This window comes from Wenyingzhuangia aestuarii, assembly GCF_011927765.1.
Lineage (GTDB): Bacteria > Bacteroidota > Bacteroidia > Flavobacteriales > Flavobacteriaceae > Wenyingzhuangia > Wenyingzhuangia aestuarii.
Map to the genome: position 1 here is coordinate 220,867 of NZ_JAATJG010000004.1, position 16,794 is coordinate 237,660.

A 16,794-nucleotide genomic window follows, 5' to 3' on the forward strand; every position below is an offset into this window, starting at 1 on the left:
ATGGTTCGTTGGCTTTTTCGTTTTCTATTTAAACTTTTTATCCTTGGGACCGTTCTCTTAGGAGTTTTTATTGGCCTAGTTTATATTGGAGGCTTTGGTCCTATTGCTAATAAAAAAGAGTTAACCGAAATTAAACAGGCACAAGCAAGTGTGGTTTATTCTAGTGATCAAAAAATTATTGGAAAATTCTTTTTAACTAATAGAACCAATGTTTCTTACGACAGACTTCCAAAACATTTAGTAAACGCTTTAATTGCTACAGAAGACAGTCGTTTTTACCAACACAAAGGAATAGACAAAATAGCCATGCTTAGAGTGGTTGTAAAAACCATTATTCTAGGAAACCATTCTGCAGGAGGTGGTAGTACTATTTCTCAGCAACTCGCTAAAAACTTATTTAAAAGAAAAGACTTCTCGGTACTTTCTATGCCGGTTAACAAAACCAAAGAAGCCATTTTAGCCAACAGGTTGGAAAATATTTATTCTAAAAGTGAAATTCTAACACTTTATTTTAACACGGTTCCTTTTGGAGAGAATTTATACGGAATAGAAGCTGCTGCTCAACGTTATTTTTCAGTTTCTACAGATCAACTTACTTTAGAACAAGCCGCTATTTTAGTGGGAATGCTAAAAGCAAATTCTTATTACAACCCTAACAGTCACCCAGAAAATGCTTTGCGCAGAAGAAATGTAGTCTTGCATCAAATGTTAAAGGCTGGATTTATTTCTAAAAATCAATACGATACTTCTAGCAGAAAAGATATCAATACAGCATACACCAATATTGTTAATAAAAATCCTAATGGCTATTTTTTACATCAAATAAAAAACAAAGCAACAGAAATTCTTAATCAACATACAAAAGACGATGGAACTTCTTGGAATGTAGAAAAAGACGGATTAATTATAGAAACCACTCTTAATTACGAACTACAAGAAACCGCTTTAGCAGCTAGAAAACAGCATTTAATCAAATTGCAAAAAGCAATGGATTCTTACTGGAACATTCTAAAACACAAAAAAGAAATTCAAAACATTATTACTTCTGAATGGAAACAAACATCAGAATACAAACATTTATTAAAACAAGGATTAAACGAGAGTGAGTTAAAACTTCGTGCTAAAGAAAAAAGAAATACTGCTGTTTTTGATTGGACAGATAAAGAGCATAAATACTCTCAATTAGATTCTATTAGTCATTACCTTAAAATGATTAGTACAGCTATTTATGGAGTTAGCACCAAAACAGGAGCCGTACAAATTTATGTTGGAGGAAATAATTTTGAATATTTACCGTATAACTTGATTACTAGTGAGCATCAATCTGCCTCTACTTTTAAACCCATTGTATATGCTGCTGCCTTAGAAAACGGTCAAAAACCTTGCGATTGGATTAACAACGAAGAAGTTACGTATACTGATTATGACAATTGGAAACCTGCAAACTACGATCATTCCAATGGAGGCTACTACAGCATGGTGGGTGCTTTAGCTAAAAGTGTAAATATTCCAACAGTTGTTACTTATTTTGATGTAGGCCACAGTCAACTACAAAAAACTGCTAATGCCTTAGGTCTAAAAAAAGAATTAAATCCTAATCCATCTACAGCATTAGGAACTACTACTTTTTCTTTACAAAACATGGTACATGCCTACATACCTTTTGCTACCAGAAATAATAGTGTAGAACCCTATTATATTCAAAGTATTAAAGACAATTCGGGTAATCTAATTTATCAGCATAAACAAACTAGAGAGAAAAAGAAACCTGTTTTAAACCCTAATACGCTAGAAACCATGCAATATTTACTAAAAGGAGTAGTAGACCATGGAACCGCTATTAGACTAAAAACAAGCTATGCTACTAAAGGAGATTGGGCCGGAAAAACAGGAACTTCACAAGATTATAGTGATTCTTGGTTTATTGGTTTTAATTCAGACATTGTAATTGGTGCTTGGGTAGGTTGTAAATATCCTAGCATACATTTACCCTCTAGAATTGGTGGTGGTTCTGTAGCTGCTTTGCCTATTATTGGACAGATAACAAGTCACACCTATAAAAACACAAAAACAAACAGAATGTTGGCAGCTGGTTTTCCTGCATTTGATGAAGAAATAATCAACAATTGTGATTGTGAATTTTACAGAGAAGAAAATACTTTAGAAAAATTCTTTGATATTTTTGACAAAAAAGAAGAGACTAAAGAAAAAAAGAAAGGAAATTTCTTTACCCGCTTATTTAGTAGAAAAAAAGATAAAAACAAAGATACTATTCAATAAAAAAAGCCTCCAATTGGAGGCTTTTTTTATTATGCTGATTTTATTAACAAACCTGCTGTAGCAGGGTTAGTAGCTAAAGGTACGTTGTACACATCGCACAAACGCATTAACATAAAAATATCTGGTTCGTGTGGATGTTTTTCTAAAGGGTCTCTAAAGAAAATTACCATTCCTGTTTTTCCCTCTGCAACTCTTGCTGCAATTTGAGCATCCCCCCCTAAAGGTCCCGATAAATATTTATGAACATTTAATCCAGCAGCTTCTACTTTTGAACCTGTTGTCCCTGTAGATATCAAACTAATACCCTTTGCTTTTAACAATTCTTTATGTTCCATTAAAAACTGAACCATGTCAGCTTTTTTTCCATCGTGAGCTATAATTGCTATTTCCATATTTATAATTTTACACATGCAATATATTAAATTTTAAGACATAAATAGTTCTGTATTTTCAGCTTATTTACATTGGCTAAACACAAATTAACCTGTGTAACTTACCGCTTTATTATCTTTTCTATTTTTAATTCTTCCTTTTTTATCTTTTTGTATCTTACAAAAGCAACATACCGCTTTCCCCTATTAAATATTTTAGTCAAACACACAAAGATGAATAAACCTGGAAAAATAAAAACTGCCTTATTATTTTCAAGATTTTTAAAACTGGCCCTTTTATTCACTACTATTCTAATTGCCATAACCTGGTATTTATACAGTACTAAGGTAGATGTTGAAATTAATCAATTAAAAAGCAAAGAACAGAGTAAACTTTTATTACAAGTAAACGAAATTAAAAAGGATTTTGTGTTTGTGCAGAGAGATGTATTATTGCTTAGCGATCTAGTCTCTACTAGTGATTTTGCTTCTTGCAATAACAAAAAATCTATAGAATCTATAAAAGCTGAAATTTACCAGTTTATCAAAAGAAAAAAAATATACGATCAGATTAGGCTATTAGATGTACAAGGTCGTGAAGTTTTAAGATGCGATTACCAAAATGGAATTCCTGAATTTAAACCAGACTCTTTACTACAAGACAAATCCGATAGATATTATTTTAAAGAAATATCCAAATTAAAAAACGAAGACATTTATTTTTCTAGATTCGATTTAAATATTGAAAACGGAGTTTTAGAAACACCTAACAAACAATTATTAAGGGTTGGAAGTAAAATATACGGATGCAACAATCAGTATTCTGGAATTTTAATAGCCTCTTATTTAGGAAACCCTTTAGAAAAAAGAATTAAAAAACTGAATCAGCAACACTCTGGAGATTTTTATTTGTTAGATCAAAGCAGTTTTTTCTTAATGTCTCCTAACGAAGATGATAATTGGGGATTTATGTTTGCAGACAAGCAAGACAAAACCTTTTCTAATAAATTTCCAAAATTTTGGGTGTTAATCAATACAAAAGAACATGGGCAACTAGAATCTAATGAAGGAATTATTACTTTTTCTACCTTAAATTTTAACAAAATAATAAGCAAAGGAGAAAATCTTAAATATTTTGCTAGTGATGATTATTGGAAAGTTATCAGTTTTGTTCCTAATCACAAAATACAAGTTTTAAAATCCGAAATTCTAGCTAACTTTTATCTTCCTGTAGGAGTCATTTTCTTTTTGATTCTTGTATCCTCTTATTTTTTCTCTTATCTACAAGAAAAAGAACAAATAGCACAAGAAGAAGTTAGAAAACTAGCTTCTGTTGTAAAAAACAGTAACAACTGTATGCTAATTACAGATCTACACGGTAGAATAGAATGGCTAAACCCTGCTTATGAAAAACTAATCAATAAACCTTTAGATAGCGTAACAGGAGAAAGTTATAAAGTATCTATTATAGATAAAAACAATCCTAAAAACCCAACAAATCTAATAGACAAAGCCATTAAAAATAAAGAGCAAATAAAAGTTGAAGTGGTTAATTATTATCAACCTAAACAAGAAAACTGGCAAACTATACAAATAAAACCCATTCTTTCTGGAAAACTACATAAAGCTCAAAAAATACTTTTTGTAGGAACAGATATTACCGATATTAAAGAAAAAGAAAAAGAGATTACACTTTTAAATAACGACTTAGAACAAAGGGTGATTAGTAGAACTAAAGAACTAGAAAATGCCAATTTATCCATTACCAAAAACCGAGAAAAATTAAAACAAAGTAAAAACCGATTAGAAAATGCCTTTTTAACAGGAGGCTATGCTTGGTGGGAATGGAATTACACTACAGACAAATTAAAAGCTAGTTCTTTACTTTATAAAAAATTAGGATACAAAACCGAAGCAACTATCAATACATTTGAATGGTTGTTAAAAAAAGTTCATCCTGATGACATTGCTAATGTTAAAGAAAACTTAAAATCTTTTTTTAAAAACAAAGAAGCCAAATTTAGTTTTAACTGTAGGCTAATCACCCAAGAAAACAACTATTTATGGTTTCATTTAAAAGGAAAAATTGAAAGTTTTACTACAGACAATAATCCTAAAAAATTAATTGGGACCATTCAGGATATTTCCATACTAAAAAAAGCCGAGGTAGAAATTACCAAAGCCAAAAACGCTGCAGAAGATTCTAACAAAGCAAAAAGTGAATTTTTAGCCAATATGAGTCACGAAATAAGAACTCCACTTAATGCTATTATTGGATTTTCAGAACAACTATCTAACACTATAAAAGACAACAAGCAATCCTCTCAAATAAAAATTATTCATTCTAGCAGTAAAAACCTTTTAAGAATTATTAATGACATTCTTGATTTATCTAAAATAGAAGCCGGAAAAATAGACATTGATGCAGCTCCTGTTGATGTAAGAAACATTGGACAACAAATGAAAGATGTGTTCTCTCAAAAAGTAGAGAAAAAAGAAATTTACTTTGACGTTGTGATAGATAACAAACTACCTAAATTATTAATTGTAGATGAAACTAGAATTAGACAAGTTCTCTTTAACTTAATTAGTAATGCCGTAAAATTTACAGAAAATGGTGGAGTACAATTACTAATTACCGCTACTAAAGAAACCACAGATTCCAACTTTATTTCTCTTGGCATTACTGTAAAAGACACGGGTATTGGAATTCCAAAAGAACAACGAGATCAAATATTTGAACCCTTTATTCAACGTAGAGGTCAAAATGTAATAAAATATGGAGGAACAGGTTTAGGACTATCTATCACAACTAAATTAATTAAAGCCATGAATGGGTTTATCAGTTTAGAAAGCCACTTAGGAAAAGGATCATCCTTTACTGTTACCTTACCTAAAGTAGAAATTTCTTATGAAACCACTAAAGAGAAAGAAATCCCTTTTGACTGTTCTACAATTTTATTTAACAAAGCTAAAGTTTTAGTGGTTGATGATGTAAAACAAAACAGAGATTTAATTCTTGATTTATTTTCTAACTCTCCTGATTTAGAACTTTACGAAGCAGAAAACGGACAACAAGGTATTGAAATAGCTACCCAAATAATTCCAGATATTATATTTATGGATTTAAGAATGCCTGTTTTAAATGGTTGTGATGCAGCTTTAGAAATTAAAAAAAATAACACAACAAAAGACATTCCTATTTTTGCTATTACAGCCTCTATTAAAGATCATATAGAAAAAGAACAATTAAAAAATTGTTTTGATGAATACATTGTAAAACCTATAGATATTAAAAGTTTTTTTAGTAAAACAAGTAAGTATTTAGCTTATAACAACATCTCTTCAAGTAATCTCAAAAAGGAAAAAGAATACTCTTTTACAGATATCGAAATAAAACAGTTACCTGCGTTAATTCACAAATTAGAATTTATTTTTTTAACGCAACTCCCTACACTTTTAGAAAACAACATTATTAACGAAATGGAAACTTTTGGACAAGAAATTCTAAGTCTATCTAAAACCTACAATAATAAATATATGATTGCATATGCTGAAAAAATCTGTCAACATGCTGAAAACTTTGAATTTGACGATTTAACGCTATTATTAAAAAAACTCCCTAATAAAATAAAAAAACTAAAGTCATATTTACCGTAACTAATAAAAAACACCTAATTTAACCATCAATTGTTATTGCAGAAAAAAACTATGTTTATTACAAAGCCCCCTACACCCAAAATATTAATTGTTGACGACCAACAAAAAAACATTCAAGTACTTGGTAGTCTACTAAAGAACGAGGATTACATTATTGGTGTAGCCATGAATGGGCAGCAAGCTATAGATATTCTAAAAAAAACAAAAGACTTTGATTTGATTCTTTTAGATGTAAACATGCCTGTAATGGATGGTTTTGAAGCCTGTAAACAAATTAGAAAAATAGAACATCTTCAAAAAATTCCTATTATTTTTTTAACGGCAATGATTGAAGAAGAACAAATTGTAAAAGGGTTTGAAGTAGGCGGACACGATTATGTAACCAAACCTTTTAACTCAAAAGAATTATTACACAGAGTACATACACACTTAGAATTAAAACAAAGTAGAGATAAACTACAAAACATTAACACTTGGTTAGAAGATGAAGTAGAAAAAAGGACTTTAGAACTTAAAGAAGCTAACGAAAAATTAAAAACCGTTAACAAAGAACTAGAAACACTAGATGTTGCTAAAAACGATTTTTTATCAATCATTAGTCACGAAATGAACACTCCTTTAAACGGGATTATGGGATTTATTAACGTTTTAAAAGACGAACTTAAAACATCTGAATTAATAGAGTTTGTAAACCTGCTAGATATTTCTGCCAACAGGTTATTATCTTTCTCTAAATTAAGTTTACGAATTACAGAACTAAGAACCAACACAGACACTTTTAAAGAAGAAAATGTTTCTTTAAATCAGGTTTTAGGAATTATTCAAATTAAGACTGCTAAAAAACTACAAGCAAAAGCACAAACACTTTCTATAAAAGGAGACTATAAAGACACCGTTGTTTATGGAGATCCACAATTAATTTTATATTGTTTAGACAATATTTTAGACAATGCCATTCAACATTCAGAAGAAGGCGGAAACATTACTATTAACATTGATAATTATGAAAATAGAATTGTCTGCTCTATTATTGATGAAGGAGAAGGCTTTAGCGAGTATGCCTTAACCAATTTGTTTAAATTATTTTCTTCTAGCAAAAGCCATGTAGACAGTAACAAAGGGCTAGGACTTGCTTTGGTAAAACTTATTGCAGATGCACACAATGCAACTATAGAAGTAATGAACAATCCTACCAAAGGAGCTACAGTAAAACTTACTTTTCCAAACAACTAATCACCCCCAAACACACTAATTTAAAGGGAATTAAAAAAAATATTATTTTTTCATTTTGTATTATTTTTTCATATACATTTAGTCAAAAATCAAGACAAATGAAAACCCTTAAATGAACAAGTATTTAGTTGTAAATCAACCTGAAAAATGGCGTTTTTTAGTTGATAATATTACAGTTATTTCTTCACAAGATTACCTTACAAATCCTACTTACTCTTTACTAAAAAAAGGGAGGATTTTTAATTTATGTAAAGACTATAGTTACCAATCTAAAGGTTACTATGTTTCTTTATTAGCCGAAGCAAGAGGACATCGTGTTTCTCCTACCGTAAAAAACTTGGTAGATTTAGACAAACTAGAATTGGTTAAAATTGTATCCGATGAGTTTGATGAAATTATTCAACAAAGTTTAAAATCTATCAAATCTCAGAACTTTACTTTAAGTATTTATTTTGGACAAAACGTAGCTCAAAAATACAAAGAATTGAGTGCCTTGTTTTACAAACACTTTCAAATACCATTTTTAAGAATCACTTTTAATTTTGATTACAAATGGCAAGTACAAAGTATTAAAGCTATTACCGAAGCCGAAATACCAACTGCACACATAGAATTGGCTCAAGAGTTTGCTAGTCAGTATTTTTCTAAAAAAAGATACGATCAGCCCAAACAAATTAAGTACGATTTTGATTTAGCTATTTTGGTCAACAAAAACGATCCTGCTCCTCCTAGCAATGCCAAAGCCATCAAAAAGTTTATAGAAATTGCAGAAAAGCTAAAGATTTATGCAGAAATTATAGAACCTAAAGATTTGTCTAGATTAACTTCTTTTGATGCTTTATTTATTAGACAAAGTACAGAAGTAAATAATGAGGCTTATACTTTTGCCCGCAAAGCACAGCAACAAGATATTGCTATTGTAGATTATCCTGATGCTATTTTAAAATGTTGTAATAAAGTGTACATGGCAGAAGCTTTACAAAATGCAAACATCAACACTCCTAAAACCAAAATTATTCACGTAAATAATCAGGAAGAAGTGTTGCAAGAAATTGGTTTGCCTTGTGTGTTAAAAACACCAGATTCTACTTTTTCTTTTGGAGTTAAAAAAGCCAAAACAGAAGAAGAGTACAAGGAACTTACAAGCAGTATGCTCAAAGAGTCTGATTTAATTATTGCACAAGAATTCTGCCCATCTAGTTACGATTGGAGAATTGGTGTTATAGACGGAAAAGTATTTTATGCATGTAAATATTTTATGGCCAAAGATCACTGGCAAATTTACAACTGGAATGCCAAAAAGAAAAAAGAACAAGATGGAGCATCGGATTGTTTTCCTATAGAAAAAGTTCCTAAAAAAGTAATCAACATTGCCTTAAAGTCTGCTAAAATTATGGGCTTAGGATTGTATGGTATTGATATTAAAATTGTGAACAATCAACCTATGGTGATTGAAATTAACGACAACCCAAACATTGATGTAGGTGTGGAAGATGAATACTATGGAGATTTAATTTACACCACAATATTAGAAGCATTTAAAACTAGAGTTTTATCTTAAGATGAAAACAAAATATAAATTATTTGAAGTTTACGGAATTGAACTTGAATACATGTTAGTTCACAATTCCACTTTTAAAGTACAACCAAAAGTAGCCAATTTATTAACGGCTAAAAACGGAACTTTAATTGATGATATAGACAACGGAACCATTGGTTGGAGTAATGAGTTGGTTGCCCACGTGGTAGAAATTAAAACACAAAACCCTGTGAATAACTTAACAGGGTTAGATGTTCATTTTCATCAAAACATTATTGAGATTAACAACTTGCTAGCACAAACTAACAGCAAATTATTAGGAACTGCATGTCATCCGTTAATGAATCCTTTTACCGAAACCAAACTTTGGGAACACGGTTCTAACGAAATTTACGAACTATACAATACTATTTTTGATTGCAAAGGACATGGATGGAGCAACCTACAAAGCATGCACATTAACCTTCCTTTTGCAAACAATGAGGAGTTTGAAAAACTGCATGCAGCTATTCGTATTTTGTTGCCTATATTACCTGGTTTATGTGCTAGCTCTCCAATACTAGATGGAAAACTTACAGGATACAAAGACAGCCGTTTGGAAAGTTATAAATACAATCAAAAAGAAATTCCTATAATAGCGGGTAGCGTAATTCCAGAACAGGTTTTTAGTAGGAATGATTATGAGACTATTATTTTTGAACCTATCAAAAAAGCCATAGAACCTTTTGACAAAGAAAAGGTCTTAGATCATTATTTTGTAAACTCTAGAGGTGCCATTGCTAGATTTGATAGAAATGCCATCGAAATTAGAGTTATGGATATTCAAGAATGTCCAAAAGCAGATATTTCTATTGCTATTTTAGTAACCGAAGTTTTAAAAACGTTGGTCTATCATCCTTTTACGTCTTTAACTTCCCAAAAAAACTGGAACGAAACAGCATTAGCAGTTATTTTAAACAACACCATCAAACAAGGAGAAAACTACAGGGTTACCAATGTAGATTATGCTAAAGAATTAGGAGTTCTAACTACAGAAAATGTGCAAACAATTTGGAAACATTTGTACCAAACCGTAGTAGCAAACATTCCTGAAACGTACAAACTTACAATTGAATTTATTTTAGAAAAAGGAACGCTATCTACACGTATAGAAAAAGCTTTAGAAAATAATTTTTCAGAAAAAAATATTCAGAAAGTGTACACAAAACTAGCAGACTGTTTGCAACAAAACATTTTATTCGACACTTAAAACATGAAGCTACTTTTAACTTGCGAACACGGAGGAAACAACATTCCTTTAGCCTACGATGCTCTTTTTCAGGGTCAAGAATTAGTTTTACACACCCATAGAGGATATGACAAAGGTGCCTTAGATTTATTTAAATACCTAAGGCCTTTAGCCGTATTTCATAAAAGTAATGAAGTTAGTAGATTGTTGATTGAATTGAATAGATCTTTACATCATTCTATGTTGTTTTCTGAGTTTACAAAAACCTTAAATAAAAAGGAAAAACAACTTTTAATTCAGCAATATTACCATATTTATAGAAGTAAAATTACCCAACAAATAGAAAGTCTGTTGCACAGTCATCAATGTATCTTTCATTTATCGGTACATAGTTTTACTCCTGTTCTTAATGGTGTTACTAGAAAGTGTGATATTGGTTTGTTATACGATCCTTCATCACCTAATGAGAAAAAAATTGCCTACTTATTAAAAGCGGAATTAAAAAAAAGAGCTCCTGAATTAAATATTCGGTTTAATTATCCATACAAAGGTGTAAGTGATGGATTTACCAAAACACTTAGAAAACAATTCCCTAAAAACTATGTAGGTATAGAGATTGAAGTGAACCAAAAATTTTCGTTTCAAAACAAAATAAATGAAGATTTAAAAAAGGTAATTTACAAATCCCTCAAGCTAATTATAGAACAGCAAACAAATATTGAAAACAATAAATATCGGTTTTAACACATAAGATGAAATCTAAAAAGTTTCATCTTTTTTAGTTTCACAAGAATCGGATTTTAGATATTAAAAAGGAAACCTACCTTTGTAGTACATTGCTCAATATGGAACAAACACACTATACAACTATTGCCAAGGCTATTGCTTTTTTACAAAAAAATGCAACACAGCAACCTCAGCTAGAAGATTTGGCTAAAGCAATGCATGTAAGTCCATTCCATTTGCAAAAAATATTTACAGAGTGGGCTGGCGTTAGTCCTAAAAAGTTTTTACAATACATTAGTATACAACACGCAAAAGAGTTGTTAAACAAACCCGAATACAATTTATTTAACACTACTCACCAACTTGGTTTATCTAGCACTAGTAGATTACATGATTTGTTTGTGAATATTGAAGGAATGACTCCTGGTGAGTATAAAAACAACGGACAAACTTTAACTATTTACTACTACCACTACCCTAGTCTTTTTGGAACGGTGCTTATTGCCAATACCCATAAAGGTATTTGTCATATTTCTTTTGTTGATGATTCTTTTGTTGATGATATAGAAACTGAAATCATCCATTTAAAAAATAGGTTAAGTAATGCTACTTATATACATCAAGAACATCCCTTACAAATTAAAGCTTTAACCACCTTTAACACTTTAGAAAAACAAGATCAACCTTTACCCTTACATATTAAAGGAACTCCTTTTCAATTAAAAGTATGGGAAGCTTTATTAACTATTCCTACAGGAAAATTAAGTACTTACGGAGCTATTGCCAATAACATAGAACAACCCAAAGCATCAAGAGCTGTAGGAACTGCTATTGGTAACAATCCCATTGCTTTTTTAATCCCTTGCCATAGGGTAATTAGAGCTACAGGAATTATTGGAAACTATATGTGGGGAACCGTTCGTAAAAAAGCCATTATTGGGTGGGAATCTGCAAAAACAGATACTGAATAATGGATTTATTTAACAACACCCCAACCAACCTATTACCTTTTGATGGTGAAGTTTATTACTATCCAAACGTGATAAGCTTAGCTAACGCTCAAAAATACTATCAATTGTTGGTTAGCACTATAGATTGGAAAAACGATGAAGCCAACCTATTTGGAAAACGCATTGTTACCCAACGAAAAGTAGCATTGTATGGCGATTCTAATTTTTTATACGGATATTCTAATTCCATAAAACAAGCTTTACCTTGGACTACAGAACTCATCAATCTAAAAAAAATTGCCGAAGAAAAATGTAATATTACTTTTAATGCTTGTTTGTTAAACCTATACCATAACGGTAACGTAGCTATGGGATGGCATTCTGATGATGAAAAAGCTTTAGGCAACCAACCCGTAATAGCTTCTATTAGTTTTGGAGCGGATAGAAAATTTTCTTTTAAACACAAAACTACCAAACAAACCGTTTCTATAGTTTTAGAAAAAGGAAGTTTGTTAATTATGAAAGGAGATACGCAAACAAATTGGCTACACAAACTACCTCCTACTACTTTAGTTAAATCTCCTAGAATTAATTTAACCTTTAGAAACATAAACCACTCGTTAACAAATAATTGATACTCTATCACAAACCATATTTTTCTTTCTAAAAAACATATGAGTCAATTGTTAATATTAAATATGTATATTATTGCTTCTAAATTAAAAACATATACAAATGAAAAAACTAGTATTTATTTTTGCATTATTCTTAGCGCTAGCAGTTAATGCACAAGAAAAAAAATCTTACAAAGGAGCTTTAGAACATGCGGGATTAACTCCAATTGAGATGACCAAAGCTATGGAAATTCAAAAAGAAAAAGTTGCGGCTTTTAAAGAATTAAAATCAAGTGATTTAGATGCCGAAGCTCAAAAAGCTAAAAAGAAAGAAATTAATAAAGCTGCCAATAAAAAATTAAGAACTCTTATTGGACCAGAAAAAACAAAAGCAATTCAACAATACTGGAAAAAGAAATAAGCAATACTATTGCTAACCTTAAAAGGAGAAACCTATTTGGTTTCTCCTTTTTTTATTTCTTATTTAAAATTTATATTCTTAAGCAGAATAACCCTGTCATTCTTAAAATCCTAGCAAAAAATAGTAACTTCGTGTTTTTCTAAAAAACACATGGCAACCAACGAATTTATAGAAGTATTAGGAGCTAGAGCCCACAATCTTAAGAATATTGATGTTAAAATTCCACGAGACAAACTTGTAGTAATTACAGGTTTAAGTGGTAGTGGAAAATCATCTTTAGCTTTTGACACTATTTATGCAGAAGGACAAAGACGTTATATTGAAACGTTTTCTGCCTATGCTCGTCAGTTTTTAGGAGGTTTAGAAAGACCAGATGTTGATAAAATTGATGGACTATCTCCCGTAATTGCCATAGAACAAAAAACCACCAATAAAAGTCCACGCTCTACGGTAGGAACCATTACCGAAATTTACGACTTTTTACGTTTGTTATATGCCCGTGTTGCCGATGCGTATTCTTACAACACCAACGAAAAAATGGTAAGTTATTCTGATGAGCAAATCAAAGAATTAATTTTACAAGATTTTGATGGTGAAAAAACATTGGTATTAGCTCCAGTAGTAAAATCCAGAAAAGGACATTACCGTGAATTGTTTGAGCAAATTGCCAAACAAGGCTTTACCAAAGTACGTGTAGATGGTGTTATTATAGAGATTACCAAAGGCATGAAGGTAGACCGATACAAAACTCACGATATTGAAATTGTGATTGACAGATTGGTGATTAATGCTGAACAAGAAAAACGTTTAGAAGAAACCATAAAAACAGCCATGTATGCAGGAGAAGGTGTATTAATGGTAATGAAGTTTAACGAGAACAAACCTCGTTATTTTAGTAGAGCTTTAATGTGTCCTAGTTCAGGAATTTCTTATCCTTTGCCAGAACCCAACTCATTTTCGTTTAACTCTCCCAAAGGAGCTTGTCCTAAATGTAACGGAATTGGTCATGTAGCAGAAATTGAACTTAAAAAAGTAATTCCAGATAATTCTGTTTCCATTAGAGATGGTGGAATTATTCCTTTAGGACCACAAAAAAATACTTGGATTTTTAAACAATTACAAAGCATTGCAGGTGCTTTTCAGTTTAGTTTAGATGATCCTATTTCTAAAATTCCCGAAGAAGCTTTACAAGTAATTCTTAATGGTGGTAAAGAAACCATCAACGTAAATGCAAAAGCTGCGGGAGTTACCAAAACCTATCAAATAGATTTTGAAGGAATTGTTTCTTTTATAGAAAATCAACATCAAAACACAGATTCTAAAAGTATTCAACGTTGGGCAAAAGATTTTATGAACGATGTTGTTTGTAGTGATTGTCACGGAAGTCGTTTGCGTAAAGAATCTTTATATTTTAAAATTGACGGATACGATTTAGGAAACATTACTGCTATGGATATTAGCGAATTGGCTGCTTGGTTTGCTACCATAGATGATAAATTAAGTAGCAAACAAAAAGCAATCGGTTCAGAAATTACCAAAGAAATAAAAACTAGAATTCAGTTTTTATTAGATGTTGGTTTGGATTATTTAAGTTTAAACAGAACCTCTAAATCTTTATCTGGTGGAGAAGCACAACGTATTCGTTTGGCTACACAAATTGGATCTCAGTTAGTAGGTGTTTTATATATTTTAGACGAACCTAGTATTGGTTTACATCAGCGTGATAACGAGAAATTAATATATTCTTTAGAACAATTAAGAGATGTAGGAAACTCTGTTTTGGTAGTAGAACACGACAAAGACATTATGGAACGTGCCGATCATGTTATAGACATTGGTCCGGGTGCAGGAGTGCATGGTGGACAAATTGTAAGTGAAGGTTCTTATCAATTATTCTCTAAAGTAGAAACCTTAACTGCCGATTATTTAACTGGAAGAAAAGAAATTTCAGTTCCTAAAAAGCGTAGAGAAGGAAACGGAAAAGAATTGGTTTTAAAAGGAGCTACGGGTAACAATTTAAAAAACGTAACCGCTCATTTTCCTTTAGGTAAACTAGTTTGTGTAACCGGAGTTTCGGGTAGTGGAAAATCTACATTGGTAAACGGAACCTTGTACCCTATTCTAAACGCACATATATATAATGGAGTAAAAAAACCTCAACCTTATAAAAGCATAGAAGGTTTAGAGCATGTTGATAAAATTATCGATATAGATCAATCTCCTATTGGACGTACTCCCCGTTCTAACCCAGCAACCTACACCAAAACTTTTGATGAAATTAGAAGTTTATTTGCCAAAACAACCGAAGCTATGATTCGTGGTTACAAACCAGGTCGTTTTTCTTTTAATGTAAAAGGAGGTAGATGTGAAACTTGTGAAGGTGGTGGAATGCGAGTGATAGAAATGAACTTTTTACCCGATGTTCATGTAGAATGTGAAACCTGTCAAGGAAAACGTTTTAATAGAGAAACTTTAGAAATTCGTTATAAAGGAAAATCTATATCTGATGTTTTAGAAATGACCATCGATCAGGCAGTTGACTTTTTTGATCAGATTCCTAAAATTCACAGAAAAATTAAAACCATCAAAGAAGTTGGTTTAGGTTACATCACTTTAGGGCAACAATCAACTACATTATCTGGTGGAGAAGCGCAAAGAATTAAACTAGCGGCCGAACTATCTAAAAGAGACACCGGAAACACTTTTTATATTTTAGACGAACCTACTACAGGATTGCATTTTGAAGATATTAGAGTTTTAATGAATGTAATTCAGAAATTGGTAGACAAAGGAAACTCTGTATTAGTAATTGAACACAATATGGATGTAATTAAATTGGCCGATCATATTATAGATATAGGACCCGAAGGTGGAAAAGGTGGAGGAACAATTGTTTGCCAAGGAACTCCAGAACAAGTAGCTAAAAACAAAAAAAGTTATACCGCTCAATTCTTAAAAAAAGAACTTTAACTGTTATTATTTTTGTATCTTAACTTAGGTTAGTGTACTAAAACAATATTATATGACAGAGAAAGAACGAATAGAAGAAGAAAAAATATACAGTAAGTTTGATCAGAAAAACTGGAACGAAATAAAAAGTAACGATTCTTGGGCAGTATTTAAAATTATGTCTGAAATGGTAAATGGTTTTGAAACCATGGCCAAAATAGGACCTTGTGTAAGTATTTTTGGATCTGCTAGAACCAAAAACAACGACTCCAATTATATTCTTGCCGAAGAAATTGCTTACAAATTAACACAAAACGGTTTTGGAGTTATTACAGGTGGTGGTCCCGGAATTATGGAAGCGGGTAACAAAGGAGCTCATAGAGGAAAAGGAGCATCGGTAGGATTAAACATAGATTTACCTTTTGAACAAAACAACAATCCTTGGATAGATAGAGACAAATGTGTAGATTTTGACTACTTTTTTGTACGCAAAGTAATGTTTGTAAAATATTCTCAAGGTTTTGTGGTAATGCCAGGTGGTTTTGGTACTTTGGATGAACTCTTTGAAGCCATTACTTTAATTCAAACCAAAAAAATTGGTCGTTTTCCAATTGTATTGGTAGGTAAACATTATTGGAGTGGTTTGTTAGATTGGATTAAAGAAAGATTGATAGAAGAATACAAAACTGTAAGTCCTGAGGATTTAAATTTATTTAGATTGGTAGACACCGCAGATGAAGCTATTGAACATTTAAACAACTTTTACAACAAGTATAAATTAAAACCCAACTTCTAGCATTGAAATTTATTTTACGAATTTTT

At 31.3% G+C, this 16,794-nt stretch carries 12 protein-coding genes; 11 read left to right on the top strand and 1 reads right to left on the bottom strand.

Features of this window, described 5'->3' with window-relative positions; genetic code table 11:
- The gene (locus tag GGR97_RS05725; RefSeq protein WP_167897555.1) at positions 1-2,280 is read left to right on the top strand and encodes a transglycosylase domain-containing protein; all 2,280 of its coding nucleotides are present in this window, start codon (positions 1-3) and stop codon (positions 2,278-2,280) included.
- A gap of 29 nt (positions 2,281-2,309) precedes the next feature.
- Here the strand turns inward: GGR97_RS05725 and GGR97_RS05730 are convergent, their stop codons facing one another.
- Positions 2,310-2,672 carry a methylglyoxal synthase gene (locus tag GGR97_RS05730; protein WP_167897612.1) on the bottom strand — a complete coding sequence of 121 codons (363 nt, stop codon included), beginning with the start codon at positions 2,670-2,672 and terminating at the stop codon, positions 2,310-2,312.
- Positions 2,673-2,885: 213 nt separating this feature from the next.
- On the opposite strand from GGR97_RS05730, the gene GGR97_RS05735 reads away from it, so the two are divergent.
- The 10 genes from GGR97_RS05735 to GGR97_RS05780 all read left to right on the top strand — a co-directional run bounded on the left by GGR97_RS05735 (position 2,886) and on the right by GGR97_RS05780 (position 16,768).
- A complete protein-coding gene (locus GGR97_RS05735) occupies positions 2,886-6,311 on the top strand; it encodes an ATP-binding protein (protein WP_167897556.1) in 3,426 nt (1,141 codons plus the stop codon).
- Positions 6,312-6,362: 51 nt separating this feature from the next.
- The gene (locus GGR97_RS05740) at positions 6,363-7,544 is read left to right on the top strand and encodes a hybrid sensor histidine kinase/response regulator (protein WP_167897557.1); all 1,182 of its coding nucleotides are present in this window, start codon (positions 6,363-6,365) and stop codon (positions 7,542-7,544) included.
- A 112-nt stretch (positions 7,545-7,656) separates the two neighbouring features.
- Positions 7,657-9,105, top strand: a complete 1,449-nt coding sequence (locus GGR97_RS05745; RefSeq protein WP_167897558.1) for a RimK family protein — start codon at positions 7,657-7,659, stop codon at positions 9,103-9,105.
- A gap of 1 nt (position 9,106) precedes the next feature.
- On the top strand, positions 9,107-10,333 hold the full coding sequence (locus GGR97_RS05750; protein ID WP_167897559.1) for a glutamate-cysteine ligase family protein: 1,227 nt from the start codon (positions 9,107-9,109) through the stop codon (positions 10,331-10,333).
- A 3-nt stretch (positions 10,334-10,336) separates the two neighbouring features.
- The gene (locus GGR97_RS05755; RefSeq protein WP_167897560.1) at positions 10,337-11,056 is read left to right on the top strand and encodes an N-formylglutamate amidohydrolase; all 720 of its coding nucleotides are present in this window, start codon (positions 10,337-10,339) and stop codon (positions 11,054-11,056) included.
- Positions 11,057-11,157: 101 nt separating this feature from the next.
- Positions 11,158-12,009, top strand: a complete 852-nt coding sequence (locus tag GGR97_RS05760) for a methylated-DNA--[protein]-cysteine S-methyltransferase (RefSeq protein WP_167897561.1) — start codon at positions 11,158-11,160, stop codon at positions 12,007-12,009.
- Complete coding sequence (locus GGR97_RS05765; RefSeq protein WP_167897562.1) at positions 12,009-12,623, top strand: alpha-ketoglutarate-dependent dioxygenase AlkB family protein; 615 nt, start codon at positions 12,009-12,011, stop codon at positions 12,621-12,623. Before GGR97_RS05760 ends, GGR97_RS05765 begins: the two co-directional genes overlap by 1 nt.
- A 100-nt stretch (positions 12,624-12,723) precedes the next feature.
- Complete coding sequence (locus tag GGR97_RS05770; protein WP_167897563.1) at positions 12,724-13,023, top strand: hypothetical protein; 300 nt, start codon at positions 12,724-12,726, stop codon at positions 13,021-13,023.
- A 150-nt stretch (positions 13,024-13,173) separates the two neighbouring features.
- Positions 13,174-15,993, top strand: coding sequence for an excinuclease ABC subunit UvrA (gene uvrA, locus GGR97_RS05775; RefSeq protein WP_167897564.1), 2,820 nt, complete (start codon positions 13,174-13,176; stop codon positions 15,991-15,993).
- 52 nt (positions 15,994-16,045) lie between these two features.
- Positions 16,046-16,768 carry an LOG family protein gene (locus GGR97_RS05780; protein ID WP_167897565.1) on the top strand — a complete coding sequence of 241 codons (723 nt, stop codon included), beginning with the start codon at positions 16,046-16,048 and terminating at the stop codon, positions 16,766-16,768.
- Positions 16,769-16,794 lie beyond the last annotated feature (26 nt).